Source organism: Lysobacter yangpyeongensis (assembly GCF_042655745.1).
In the GTDB taxonomy this organism is placed as follows: Bacteria; Pseudomonadota; Gammaproteobacteria; order Xanthomonadales; family Xanthomonadaceae; genus Agrilutibacter; species Agrilutibacter yangpyeongensis.
Genome location: NZ_JBHSNM010000002.1, coordinates 229,726 through 242,292, shown reverse-complemented (window position 1 = coordinate 242,292; position 12,567 = coordinate 229,726). Strand labels below are relative to the sequence as shown.

The following is a 12,567-nucleotide window of genomic DNA, read 5'->3' as shown; positions in this document are numbered from 1 at the left end:
CCGGGTTGCCGTCGGGTCGGACCGTGCCGCATGGCCTTGCGGCGCGGGTACGCGGTACCGCGCGGAACCGCGAATCCGGCCAGGCGTCCCGCCGCGCCAGCAGTGCTCAACCCATCAATGCACATGGAGTCGTAGCGCATGAAACGTCACGTCATGAGGTTCCTCGTCGCCGCCGGCGCGCTCGCGCTGTCCGGCGCCGCCATTGCCGGCAAACCGCTGTTCACCGGCCAGGCCACACCCAACGCGGCTGCGATGAAGGCAGCGACCGCGCTGTCCGCGCGCCAGGCCACCTACGGCATGCGCGTCGTGCATGCCGATGCCGGCGCCGTCAGCCGGGACAACCGCGAAATCGAACTCGACCTGGGCGGCCGCCGCGTCAACGCGGTGCTGGACCGCGCCCAGGTCACCAGGCTGGGCAGCCTGGTGTGGTCGGGCCACCTGAAGGAAGCCAAGGCCCGTCCGCACACGGTGCGCGAAACCGGTCGCGACGAACTGAATTCTGCGACCTTCGTGCGCCGCGGCAACGGCATCACCGGCGACGTGCGGGTCAATGGCCGCCTGTTCCGCATCCGGCCGCTGCCGGACGGCACGCATGCAGTGATCGAAGTCGATGAAAGCCGGATGCCGCCGGATCATCCGCCGTCGTTCTACCAGCGCCAGTCGGCGCCGCGTCGCGATCTCGTGGCCGGCGGACCGGGAATGCTCGCCACCAGCGCGACCGCGACTGCCGCCGGCGACACCACCATCCGCGTGATGGTCTACGCCACGCCGCAGGCGATCACGGCCTACGGCGGCGACATGCAGGCCCTGGCCGAACTCGCCGTGGCGGAGAGCAACACCGGCTACGCCAATTCGAACGTGGGCATCAACATGGTGCTCGCCGGCTACCACGTGGCGACCGGTTACACCGAGTCGAGCAACTGGGACACCAATGTCTCGCGCTGGGTCGGCAAGACCGACGGCTACCTGGACGGCGCGCATGCGCAGCGCGATGCCGATGCGGCGGACGTCAACGTGCTGCTGTTCAACCAGAGCTCGTATTGCGGCGAGGCCTCGGGCCTGCCCGCGAACGAAGCCACGGCATTCGCCGTCGTGTACTGGGATTGCGCGACCGGCTACTACAGCTTCGCTCACGAAATCGGCCACCTCGAAGGCGCGCGCCACGATCCCGCCAACGATCCGACCAACACGCCCTACGCCTACGGCCATGGTTACCAGTACAAGGGCACCGGCACGTCGTGGCGCACGATCATGGCCTACGACTGCTCGCCCTCGTGCACGCGCCTCAACTACTGGTCGAACCCGAGCGTGACCTACGGCGGCGTGGCGATGGGCACCGCCGACAAGAACGACAACGCCCGCGTGCTGCGCACGACCAAGGCGACGGTGGCAGCGTTCCGTCCGGATCCGGGCGCGAACACGCCGCCGGCGGCGAACTTCAGCTTCAGCACCTCGGGCCTGACCGCGACCTTCACCGACACGTCGACCGACAGCGACGGCAGCATCGCCTCGCGCAGCTGGGACTTCGGTGACGGCACGACGTCGACCTCGACCAATCCCAACAAGACCTACGCCAGCGCCGGGACCTACAACGTCGCGTTGACCGTCACCGACAACGGCGGCGCCACCAACACCATCACGAAGTCGGTGACGGTCACCACCACGACCGGCAACGTGCTCACCAAGGGCGTGGCCGCGACCGGCCTGGCCGCGTCGACCGGTGGCTACGTGAAGTACACGATGGTGGTGCCGGCCGGCGCGACCAACCTGAGCTTCACGATGTCTGGCGGCACCGGCGACGCCGACATGTACGTGAAGTTCGGCAGCGAGCCGACCGACAGCGTGTACGACTGCCGTCCGTACAAGAGCGGCAATGCGGAGAGCTGCAGCTTCGCCACGCCGTCGGCGGGCACGTACTACATCAACGTGAAGGCGTACTCGACGTTCTCGGGCGTGAGCCTGCTGGGCGACTACAGCACCGGCGGTGGCGGCGGCACGCAGACCTACAGCAACAGCAGCGACTACAGCATCCCCGACAACAACGCGACCGGCATCATCAGCCCGATCACCGTGTCCGGCCGCAGTGGCAATGCACCGTCGAACGCGTCGATCTCGGTGAATGTCGTGCACACCTACGTCGGCGATCTGAAGCTGGACCTGATCGCGCCGGACGGCAGCGTGTACAACCTGCGCAGCAATACCGGTGGCAGCGCCGACAACATCGTGGAGACCTACACGAAGAACCTGTCGACCGAAGCGCTCAACGGCACCTGGAAGCTGCGGGTGATCGACAACGCGGGTCAGGACACCGGCTACATCAACAGCTGGAGCATCACCTTCTGATTCGCCGCGCGAACGGATGCGACCCCACGACCCCGGCTTCGGCCGGGGTCTTTTTTTGCACACCGGCTGCTGCGATGCAGCAGGCGGGAAACCGTTTACCCGCGCCACACCGCGTTCGCGCCAACGTGCAAGCGGCCATTTCACGCGACGCGAACTTCGCCGGACCTAGCGTCGCCGGGTCGCTGACGATTGGGCCCGTCGCGATGTCCGTACCGAACACCAGCACACCGGCGTGAACGCCGGCGCGCGTGCGTCGGTCCGGTAGGCAAATGGACGTGCGGCCGCGCCGCGGCCACCTACTCACAGCTCGGGGGTAAATCGTGAACAAGCACTCAGTACGCATGAATGCGTTGGCTGTCGCCACCGTCTTGGTGCTCGCAACCGGTTCGGCCGCGGCCGCCGGCCGCGTGGACGCCAGCGGGTTGCAGTCCGCCGAACGCTTCGACCAGTTCATCGTGAAGTATCGCGAGGGCAGCGGCCCGCGCGCGAACGCCGCGACACTGCAACGCTCGCTCGATACCGCGGCGCGCGGCCTCGGCGGCAACATGGGCCTGGGACTGCGGCATCTGCGCCGGCTCGCCGTGGGCGCCGACGTCGTGCGCGCCGGCAGGAAGCTCGATCGCATCGAAGCCCAGGCGCTGATGCGCCAGCTCGCTGCCGACCCCAACGTCGAATACGTCGAAGTCGACCGCCTGCTACAGGCGGTGCTCACGCCGAACGATCCGCAGTACCCGCAGCAGTGGGGCTACCAGGATGCCGACGCGGGCATCCGCGCCAACGAGGCCTGGGACAGCGCGACCGGCAGCGGCGTGGTGGTCGCCGTGCTCGATACCGGCATCACCAGCCACAGCGAACTCAACGCGAACGTGATCGCGGGCTACGACTTCGTCAGCGACGCCACCGCCGCGCGCGACGGCAACGGCCGCGATTCCAATCCGGCCGACCAGGGCGACTGGTACAGCGCGGGCGAATGCGGTCAGATCAGCGGCGCGAATTCGAGCTGGCACGGCACGCACGTCGCCGGCACCGTCGCGGCCCTGACCAACAACGGCGTCGGCGTCGCCGGCGTGGCCTTCAATGCGAAGGTCCAGCCGGTGCGCGTGCTCGGCAAGTGCGGCGGCAGCATTTCCGACATCGCCGATGCGATCACCTGGGCGTCGGGTGGCACGGTCAGCGGCATTCCGAACAACGCCACGCCGGCGGAAGTGATCAACCTCAGCCTCGGCGGCAGCGGCTCGTGCAGCGCGACGATGCAGTCGGCGATCAACGGCGCGGTGAGCCGCGGCACCACGCTGGCGATCGCGGCGGGCAACAGCAACGCCAACACGGTCAACTTCACCCCGGCCAACTGCAACAACGTGATCGCGGTGGCCTCGGTCACCAGCACCGGGCAGCGTTCGAGCTTCTCCAACTACGGTTCGCTGATCGACATCGCCGCGCCCGGCTCCTCGATCCTGTCCACGCTCAATGCCGGCACCACCACACCCGGCGCGGAGAGCTACGCGACCTACAGCGGCACCTCGATGGCGACGCCGCACGTGGCCGGCGTGATCGCGTTGCTGCAGTCGGTGTCGCCGACGCCGAAGACGCCGGCGGAAGTCGAGAACATCATCAAGACCAACTTCCGCCCGTTCCCGGTGACGCCGACGCAGACCATCGGCCCGGGCATCCTCGATGCGAAGAAGGTGGTCGACGCGGCCGGCGGTGGCGGCGGCAATGCCGCGCCAACGGCGAACTTCAGCTTCACCACCAGCGGCCTGACCGCGAACTTCACCGACAGCTCCACCGACAGCGACGGCAGCATCGTCTCGCGCAGCTGGAACTTTGGCGACGGCGGCACCTCGACGGCGACCAATCCGAGCCACACCTATGCCGCCGCAGGCACCTACACCGTCACGCTGACCGTCACCGACGACGACGGTGCGACCAACACGCGCACGCAGTCGGTCGCGGTGAGTTCGGGCGGCAGCGTGCTGCAGAACGGCGTGCCGGTCTCCGGCATCAGCGGCGCGTCCGGGAGCCAGCAGTTCTGGACGATGAACGTGCCCGCCGGTGCGAGCGGCCTGAAGTTCACCATCGCCGGCGGCACCGGCGATGCGGACCTGTACGTGCGCTTCGGCAGCGCCCCCACCACGTCCACCTACGACTGCCGCCCGTACCTCAACGGCAACAACGAGACCTGCAACATCGCCACCGCGCAGGCCGGCACGTATCACGTGATGCTGCGCGGCTACACCGCGTACTCGGGCGTGACCCTCACCGGCAGCTACACCACCGGCGGCGGGCAGACCTACAGCAACACCACCGACTACACGATCAACGACAACGCGACGGTCGAAAGCCCGATCACGGTGTCCGGGCGCTCGGGCAACGCGCCGGCGAGTACGCCGGTGGCGGTGAACATCGTCCACACCTACATCGGCGACCTGAAGGTGGACCTGGTCGCGCCGGACGGCTCGGTCTACACGCTGCACAACCGCTCCGGCGGCAGCGCGGACAACATCAACCAGACGTACAACGTGAACCTGTCGAGCGAAGCGTTGAACGGCACCTGGAAGCTGCGCGTCAGCGACAACGCCAGTCTGGATACCGGTTACATCAACAGCTGGAGCATCACGTTCTGATGCTGCCGGTCCGGCGATGAAAAAAGACCCCGGCTTCGGCCGGGGTCTTTGATTGGTCATCCCGTCGCAAGCCGGGATCCAGTTTGACTTCGGGGCTACTTCTTGCGCCCTGAAAACCAGGCAACAACAAAATGGATCCCGGCTTGCGCCGGGATGACGAGTCGGGCGGCGCCGGAATGACGAGCCGGGGTGCGACGGAGTGACGAGCCGGGTTCGCGGGAGTTCAGTCGACCGTGTTCGACCTCAGATCGCCTCGAAGCGATTGGCCGCCACGTTCTTGCGCACCTTCGCCGGATCCCACACGCGGCCGTTCATGGCGATGTACACGCCCGGCGGCAGCGACTGCACCGCGCCGACCGCGCAACCGACGTTGAATTCCGCGTCCGAGCCCCGGAAGCGCGCCGGGCTCAGCGCGCCGGTCAGGACGATGGTCTTGTCGGTGAGCGAGGCCAGCACCTTCGCGGTTTCCACCATCGTGTCGGTGCCGTGGGTGACCAGCACGTGCTTCGCCGGCTGCGCGTGGATGGCGGCGCGGATCAGCTCGCGGTCCTCGTCGGTGATGTGCAGCGAGTCCTTGCGGATGATCGGGATCACGTTGAACTGGAATGCCACGCCGAGCTCGCGCAGGATGCTGCCGATCTGCGGCTCGCCGATCTGGTAGTCGGACTTGTCGTCGAAATAGATCTTGTCGATCGTGCCGCCGGTGGTGACGACGCAGAGCTGGTCCATGGTGGTGCGCGTGGGAAGAGGATCGGGGCGGTCATTGTAGGGCGAGTCGGCCCACGGCCGCCCCCCCAGAGTCCGGTCACACGGGGGCACCGATGCGGCTGCCTGGCCCGTTGCCACACGGCCGCGCCATCGCGGCTGCGGGCGGAGCACGCCGCCTCATGAATTTTCGCAATGGTCGAACGCGCCGATTGCGCGCGATGCGGCCGGTCTGGTCCCGTCCGGCGTCAGCCGGAACGCCTGGAAAACCGCGCCCGGATCCCGGGAAGGCTCGCGGCGAAGATCACCACCAGCGCCAGCACGATCTCGAGCCAGGCGAACAGGCGCTCCGGCGCGCGCGTCCACGCCACCATGATCCCGTGGCTGAACCAGCCCAGCGCCAGCACCGCGGCCCAGAAACCCGCCGTCCGCGCACCGCGCAGCGCCGCCATGGCCAGCACCATCGGCGGCAGCGCGAACACCAGCAGCGCGGCCCACGGCGAGGGCAGGGCGCCGAACCACAGCAGGTAGACGCCGGTAAGCACGATCAGCGCGCTGATCAGCACGCGGCGCGACAGACGACCGGAGAAGACGCTCATGCCAGTTTCCTCGCGATGGTGGCGAGACGACGGCCGAGTGCGCGCGCGAGCAGGGCCTCTTCCTCGCTGGGTTGCGGATCGTCCTGCAGGCCGGCGACGTGGCTGGCGCCGTAGGGCGTGCCGCCGCTGCGCGTGGTGTTGAGCGCGGGCTCGGTGTAGGGAATGCCGACCAGCACGCAGCCGTGGTGCAGCAGCGGGATCTGCATCGACAGCAGCGTCGCCTCGTTGCCGCCATGCATGGTCGAAGTCGAGGTAAACACCGCCGCCGCCTTGCCGACCAGCGTGCCGCTGGCCCATTCGCTGCCGAGGCCGTCGATGAAGTGCTTCATCGGCGCGGCCATGTTGCCGAAGCGCGTGGGGCTGCCGATCGCCAGGCCGATGCAGTCGACGAGGTCCTGCCGGTCCACGTACGGCGCGCCTTCATCGGGTACCGGCGGCGCAGCCTGCTGGGTGATTGCGGCGACGGGCGGCACCGAGCGCAGGCGCGCGCGCATGCCTTCCACCTCCTCGATGCCGCGCGCGACCAGCCGCGCGAGCCGCGCGACCGAACCGCCGCGGCTGTAGTAGAGGACCAGGATCTCGGGCATCGCGTTGTCCGTGTCGGAACTGCGCAAAGGGTACGCGATTCGCGCAGGCGCATCGCAGGCTCATGCGGCCTCGCCATGGCATCGGTTACCCTGCCGCCGATGGAACCCCTCGATTCCCTCAACCGCTGGACGGACCGCATGCGCGATCGCGCGCGGATCAAGGCGTTCTTCCGTTTCCTCGCCCGGCGCTTCCTCGACGACCGCCTGTTCCAGGCGGCCGGTGCGCTGTCGTACACGACCGTGTTCGCGCTGGTGCCGCTGTCGATGGTGGTGTTCGGCGTGCTGTCGGCGTTCCCCGTCTTCAGCGTGTGGAGCGACCAGCTCAGCGACTACATCTTCGCCAACTTCGTGCCCTCGGCGGCCAAGTCGGTCGAGGGCTACCTGAAGGGATTCTCGGAGAAGGCGGGCGAGTTGACCGCGACCGGCGTGATCGCGCTGATCGCGTCGCTGCTGATCACGCTCAACGGCATCGAGAGCGCCTTCAACCGCATCTGGCGCGTCAAGGCGCCGCGGCCGAAGGTGGGCCGCTTCCTGGTCTATTGGACGGTGTTCACGCTCGGCGCGCTGATGGCGGCGGGCAGCCTGGCGCTCTCGGCGCGCATCTTCGCCATGTCGGTGTTCCAGACGCAGGCCGGCAGCATGCTGCAGGCATTCCTGTTGCGCATCGCGCCGATGGCGATCGAACTGTTCGCGATCTCGGCCATCTACAAGGTGGTGCCGCACCGCACGGTGCAGTGGCGCCACGCCATCGCCGGTGCGCTGCTGGCGACCATCGCGTTCGAGACGGTGAAGTGGGGCCTGGGCATCTACCTGGGCAGCTTCGGTTCGTATTCGAAGATCTACGGCGCGCTCGCCGCCGCGCCGATCCTGCTGCTGTGGATCTACCTGAGCTGGGTGTCGGTGCTGCTGGGCGCGTCGCTGGCCTCGTCGATCTCCGCGTTCCGCTACCAGCCCGCCGCGATGCGGCTGCCGGTGGGTTACGAGATCTACGGCCTGATCCGCCTGCTCGCGCGCTTCAACGAAGCACGCAAGCGCGGCCGCGGTTTGCACAGCGACGAGATCCAGCGCCTGGAGCCGATGCTGACGGACACGCTGATCCAGCAGATGGTCGCGCAGCTGTGCGAGATCAACGTCGTGCGCCGCGCCGAGGACGGCGAATGGCTGCTAGCGCGCGACCTCGACGAACTCGCCATGGCCGAACTGTACGAAGCCTGCCAGCTGCGCATCCCGATCGCCGAAGCGCACCTGCCGTGCCGCGACGATTCGCTCGGCCATGCGGCGGTGGCGGCGATCGACGAACTGCGCATGCCGCTGCGCGACCTGCTCAAGCGGCGCGTATCCACCATTCATGCCGACCACGAGGATTGAGCGATGCGTTTGTCCCTGCCCGTACTGTTGACGGCGGCATTGCTGCTGGCGGCGTGCAAGCCCGGCCCGCAGGCGCCCGCGCGCGAAGGCGCGCAGGAATCCTCGCAGGAGCCCGCGCCGCCGGCGCCGGCCGCGCAGGAAAGCGCATCCGCGCCATCAGCGCCCGCGACCGCCGCCGGCGAGGCGGCCGATGCCGAATTCCCCACGCTGCAACTGGCCACCCTCGACGGCGCGCAGTACGACCTGGCGGCGCATCGCGGCAAGTGGGTGGTGGTGAATTTCTGGGCGACCTGGTGCAAGCCTTGCGTCAAGGAGATGCCGGAACTGTCCGCGCTCGACGCGATGCGCGGGCACATCGAGGTGATCGGCCTGGCGTACGATGATTCCGAGCCGCGCGACATCCGGGCCTTCCTCGACCAGCATCCCGTGTCCTACCCGATCGCGATCGTGGACATGTTCGATCCGCCCAAGTCCTTCGCCTCGCCACGGGGACTGCCGACGACGTACCTGATCGCGCCCGATGGGCGGGTGGCGAAGAAGTTCATGGGGCCGATCACGGCGGCGGAGATCGAGGGCGCCATCGCGGCCGCAGGCGGCCCGAAGCCGGGCGCCGGATAGGCCCGGCGGGGCCGGGAGGCGACGATGAAAACGGTGCGGTTCCTCGTGGGCGGCAAGGTGCAGGGCGTGTGGTTCCGCGCGAGCACGCGCGACCGTGCGGTCGGACTGCAGTTGCGCGGCTTTGCCCGCAACCTCGCCGACGGTCGCGTCGAAGTGCTGGCGAGCGGCGAGGACGACGCCGTCGAGACACTGGCGCAATGGCTGCACTACGGGCCGCCGCAGGCGCGCGTGGACGAACTCGAACGCATCGAGGCAGACGAGGATCCGGGCCTCGACGGCTTCGAGATCCGCTGAGGAAGCCGCCGTGGCCGTACGCATCGTCCGCCTCGGAACACCGCGCGCCCGCAACGAAGGCTTGCGCATCGGCACGGTGCGGCGTCCGCCGCGCGGCGTGCCCAAGACGAAGTTCGCGTCGGACGACTGGTACGACGTGTGGTTCCCGAACCTGGCGCCCAGCCTGGAAACGATGAAGCTGGGCCTGACGGCGGAAACGCCGGCGCAGTGGCAGGCCTTCACGCGCAAGTACCGCGCGGAGATGGCGGCGCCGGAGCACGCGCATGCCATCGCGCTGCTGGCGGCGCTGTCGCAGCACAGCAACTTCTCCGTAGGTTGCTACTGCGAGGACGAATCGCGGTGCCACCGTTCGATCCTGCGCGAATTGCTGGCAGCGCAGGGCGCGACGTTCGCCTAGTCGGGCGTAGTCGTCGCGGCGGCGGGCACGCGTCCGCGCGCCTCCAGCAGCGCGTAGGCGGCCACCGCCGCAAGCAGCGGCACCAGGTAATAGATCGCGCGATACACCAGCAGTGCCGCGAGGATCGCCGCCACCGGCATGCGGTGCGCGAACGCGGCGACGAACACGGCTTCGAGCACGCCGACGCCACCGGGCACGTGGACCATCGCCGCGGCGATCGCGGAGAACAGCAGCGTGCCCAGCACGGTCGGGTAGTCGGCTGACGCCGGCAGCAGCACCCAGACGATGGCCGCCATCAGCGACCAGTTCACCATCGACAGCACGTATTGCCCCAGCGCCTGCGGCAACGACGGCAGGCGGAAGTGATGGTGGCGCCAGTGGAACGTGCGGCCGTGCAACCGCCGGCAGGCCAGCAGGTACAGCGCCGAGGCGACCAGCATCGCCACGCCGAGCCACGGCAGCGCCTGCGCGGCGGACGCGAAGCGCGGCGGCAACACCGTGCTTCCGCTCGCGAACAGCGCGCCGGCCAGCAGCACGTAGCCGAGCCAGTTCGCGCTGGCACTGAAGGCGACGATGCGCACGATCGTGGCCACGCCCAGGCCGGCATGCGAGTACAGGCGCAGGCGCGAGCCGGTGCCGCCGATCAGCGCGCCGATGTTGAGGCCGAACGCATAGGCGATACCCGCGATCAGCATCACCCGTCGTGTCGACAACGCGTGGTGCGCGTAGCGCCGCGCGGCGACGTCGTAGGCGCCATAGACCAGGTAACTGGCCACCGTCAGCAGGGCGGCGATTGCGAGATGCGTGGCGTCGTAACCGGCCATGGCGCCGAGCACGTGCGTCCAGTCGATCGCGCGCGCCGCGCGCGCCAGCAGCACCAGGATCGCCAGCGGGGACAGCCACCAGGCGATGCGCCACAGGCGCCGCAGCAGCGGATGGCGTGGCTTCACGGCGGCGCGTCCTGGGGCGCGGCGGCTTCGGGCGGCTTCGCCAGCGCGACCTTCGGCGTGTGCGCCGGCAGCCAGCCCGCCCACGCGGGAAAGCGGCGCAGGACATGGAACAGCACCGGCCGCGTCAGCGCGTGCCAGAAGTGCCCGCGCGGCACCGTGGTCTCGTCCACGGCCTGGCAATGCTCCTGCAGCAGCGTGTCCAGCCGGCGACGCAGCTCGGCCGAGAAGGCCGGATCGCGGATGAAGACATTCGCTTCGAGGTTCAACGACAGGCTCAGCGGATCCAGGTTGCTCGAACCCACCGTCGCCCAGTCGTCGTCCACCAGCGCGACCTTGCCGTGGAAGGGGCGCTGGCAGTACTCGTGGATGCACACGCCGGCATCGAGCAGATGCCGGTACAGCGAGCGCGCCGCGGCGAGCGCGACCTGCATGTCCGGCTCGCCCTGGAAGATCAGCGACACCTTCACGCCGCGTCGCGCGGCTTCGCGCAGATCGCGCAGGAATCCCCAGCCGGGGAAGAAATACGCGTTGGCGAGCAGGATCTCGTTGCGCGCGGCGCGGAACGCGCGCCGGTATTCGCGCTCGATGCTGTCGCGGCGGTGACGGTTGTCGCGCGGCACGAACATGACATCGGCCGTTCCCGTTTCAGCTTCCGCGCTGGCATCCGCGGCCGGACGCCAGCCATCGCCCGTGCCGTCCGCCGCCAGCGCCTGACGCAGGAATCCGTGGATGTCGGCGACGACCGGGCCTTCGAGTTCGACTGCATAGTCCTGCTTCGCCTCCGGTCCGAAGTCGAGCAGATGATCGGCGGAGAAGTTGATGCCGCCGACCAGCGCGATGCGCGCATCGGCCACCAGCAGCTTGCGGTGCATGCGCCGGAACAGGTGCAGGCGCATGCCGAGCCAGCTCGGATGCGGATCGAACACCCGCAGCTTCACGCCCGCATCGGCGAAGGCGACGAGGAATTCCGGCGAGAAACGCGGCGAGCCGAAGCCGTCCACGGTGAGCTCCACGCGCACGCCGCGGTGCGCGGCGTCGACGAGGTGGCGTTGCAGTTCCAGCCCGACCTTGTCCTCGAAAAGGATGAAGGTCTCGAGCAGGATTTCGCGTTGCGCGGCGTCGATCGCGGCGAAGGCGCGCGCGAAGAAGCCCTCGCCGTTCTCCAGCAGCTGCACGCGGTTGCCGCGGCGCCAGGGAAACTCGCGGCGGCCGGTGCCTCTCACCACTCGATCCTCGCCAGCAGCGGCGCGTGGTCGGACAGGTGCGACCACGGGCGCGCGGCCAGCACGCGCGGCTCGACGCCGCGCACGCCACGCACGTAGATGCGATCCACCGGCAGCAGCGGCCAGCGCGCCGGGAAGGTCCGGGCCACGGCGCCGCGGTGCTGCTCGAACACTTCCTGCAGGCCGCAACGCGCCAGCAGGGCGTGGCCTTTGCGGCGCCAGTCGTTGAAGTCGCCGGCGACGACGAGCGGCGCGTGCGCGGGCACTTCCCGTTCGATGATCTCGCACAGCAGCGACAGCTGCTGTTGCCGGTGCGACTCGAGCAGGCCCAGGTGCACGCAGATCGTGTGCACCTCCTCCGCCGCGCCGGGCACGTCGAGCACGCAATGCAGCAGACCGCGTTCCTCGCTGCCGTGGATGGAGATGTCGCGGTTGTCGTGGCGCACGATCGGGAACTTCGACAGCAGCGCATTGCCGTGGTGCCCATGCGGATACACCGCATTGCGTCCGTAGGCGAACTGTGGCCACAGCGTGTCGGCGAGGAATTCGTACTGCGGCCCTTCCGGCCAGTTGAGGTGCTTTCGGGCGTAATGCGCGTGCTCGCCCAGCACTTCCTGCAGGAAGACCACGTCGGCCGACACCGAACGGATCGCCTCGCGCAACTCGGGCAACACGAAGCGGCGGTTGAGCAGGTTGAAGCCCATGTGGGCGTTCAGGGTCAGGACGTTGAACGCGGGCATGGGGCGGATTGTGCAAGGGCGGGGGAATGGGCAGGTGAATGTTGCCCGGTGGCGGCGCGGGGATGTGTGAGTGAGCCGCTTTTTCGGTCTTCTTCTCCACGCAAGCGGGGAGAGGGATC

The 12,567-nt window shown here is 68.7% G+C and carries 12 protein-coding genes and 2 pseudogenes; 8 read left to right on the top strand and 6 right to left on the bottom strand.

Annotated features, from left to right (window positions below):
- Positions 1-138: 138 nt before the first annotated feature.
- From ACFPN1_RS07915 to ACFPN1_RS16275, 4 genes and pseudogenes are all read left to right on the top strand, one after another.
- Positions 139-1,401: pseudogene (locus tag ACFPN1_RS07915) on the top strand (M12 family metallo-peptidase); the annotation flags it as partial.
- Complete coding sequence (locus ACFPN1_RS07910) at positions 1,387-2,343, top strand: pre-peptidase C-terminal domain-containing protein (protein ID WP_386754839.1); 957 nt, start codon at positions 1,387-1,389, stop codon at positions 2,341-2,343. The pseudogene ACFPN1_RS07915 and the gene ACFPN1_RS07910, both read left to right, overlap by 15 nt.
- Before the next feature lie 341 nt (positions 2,344-2,684).
- Positions 2,685-4,283, top strand: a pseudogene (locus ACFPN1_RS07905) (S8 family serine peptidase); the annotation flags it as partial.
- Between the two features lie 96 nt (positions 4,284-4,379).
- Positions 4,380-4,967 carry a proprotein convertase P-domain-containing protein gene (locus ACFPN1_RS16275; RefSeq protein WP_417498523.1) on the top strand — a complete coding sequence of 196 codons (588 nt, stop codon included), beginning with the start codon at positions 4,380-4,382 and terminating at the stop codon, positions 4,965-4,967.
- Between the two features lie 243 nt (positions 4,968-5,210).
- Here ACFPN1_RS16275 and ACFPN1_RS07895 read toward each other — a convergent pair whose 3' ends face one another.
- From ACFPN1_RS07895 to wrbA, 3 genes are all read right to left on the bottom strand, one after another.
- Positions 5,211-5,696, bottom strand: a complete 486-nt coding sequence (locus ACFPN1_RS07895) for an asparaginase domain-containing protein (RefSeq protein ID WP_386754309.1) — start codon at positions 5,694-5,696, stop codon at positions 5,211-5,213.
- 224 nt (positions 5,697-5,920) lie between these two features.
- Positions 5,921-6,271: a DUF2069 domain-containing protein gene (locus ACFPN1_RS07890; protein ID WP_386754308.1), complete on the bottom strand. Its 351-nt coding sequence runs from the start codon at positions 6,269-6,271 to the stop codon at positions 5,921-5,923.
- On the bottom strand, positions 6,268-6,858 hold the full coding sequence (gene wrbA / locus ACFPN1_RS07885) for an NAD(P)H:quinone oxidoreductase (protein ID WP_386754307.1): 591 nt from the start codon (positions 6,856-6,858) through the stop codon (positions 6,268-6,270). The genes ACFPN1_RS07890 and wrbA overlap by 4 nt, the downstream gene beginning before the upstream one ends.
- A 99-nt stretch (positions 6,859-6,957) precedes the next feature.
- Between wrbA and ACFPN1_RS07880 the strand changes: the two genes are divergently transcribed.
- Genes ACFPN1_RS07880 through ACFPN1_RS07865 form a run of 4 tightly spaced genes read left to right on the top strand, consistent with a single transcriptional unit; the run spans position 6,958 to position 9,535 of the window.
- Complete coding sequence (locus tag ACFPN1_RS07880) at positions 6,958-8,226, top strand: YihY family inner membrane protein (RefSeq protein WP_386754837.1); 1,269 nt, start codon at positions 6,958-6,960, stop codon at positions 8,224-8,226.
- 3 nt (positions 8,227-8,229) lie between these two features.
- Complete coding sequence (locus ACFPN1_RS07875; RefSeq protein WP_386754305.1) at positions 8,230-8,844, top strand: TlpA family protein disulfide reductase; 615 nt, start codon at positions 8,230-8,232, stop codon at positions 8,842-8,844.
- Positions 8,845-8,868: 24 nt separating this feature from the next.
- Positions 8,869-9,138: an acylphosphatase gene (locus tag ACFPN1_RS07870; RefSeq protein WP_386754304.1), complete on the top strand. Its 270-nt coding sequence runs from the start codon at positions 8,869-8,871 to the stop codon at positions 9,136-9,138.
- A gap of 10 nt (positions 9,139-9,148) precedes the next feature.
- Positions 9,149-9,535 (top strand): DUF488 domain-containing protein, encoded by a 387-nt coding sequence (locus tag ACFPN1_RS07865; RefSeq protein ID WP_386754303.1) that lies wholly within the window; start codon positions 9,149-9,151, stop codon positions 9,533-9,535.
- On the opposite strand, the gene ACFPN1_RS07860 is transcribed toward ACFPN1_RS07865, so the two are convergent.
- The 3 genes from ACFPN1_RS07860 to ACFPN1_RS07850 are packed head-to-tail and all read right to left on the bottom strand — an operon-like array spanning position 9,532 to position 12,448.
- Positions 9,532-10,485, bottom strand: a complete 954-nt coding sequence (locus ACFPN1_RS07860) for a lysylphosphatidylglycerol synthase transmembrane domain-containing protein (RefSeq protein WP_386754301.1) — start codon at positions 10,483-10,485, stop codon at positions 9,532-9,534. The genes ACFPN1_RS07865 and ACFPN1_RS07860 overlap by 4 nt on opposite strands.
- Positions 10,482-11,708, bottom strand: coding sequence for a cardiolipin synthase ClsB (gene clsB / locus ACFPN1_RS07855; RefSeq protein ID WP_386754300.1), 1,227 nt, complete (start codon positions 11,706-11,708; stop codon positions 10,482-10,484). The genes ACFPN1_RS07860 and clsB overlap by 4 nt, the downstream gene beginning before the upstream one ends.
- A complete protein-coding gene (locus ACFPN1_RS07850; protein ID WP_386754299.1) occupies positions 11,705-12,448 on the bottom strand; it encodes an endonuclease/exonuclease/phosphatase family protein in 744 nt (247 codons plus the stop codon). The genes clsB and ACFPN1_RS07850 overlap by 4 nt, the downstream gene beginning before the upstream one ends.
- Positions 12,449-12,567 lie beyond the last annotated feature (119 nt).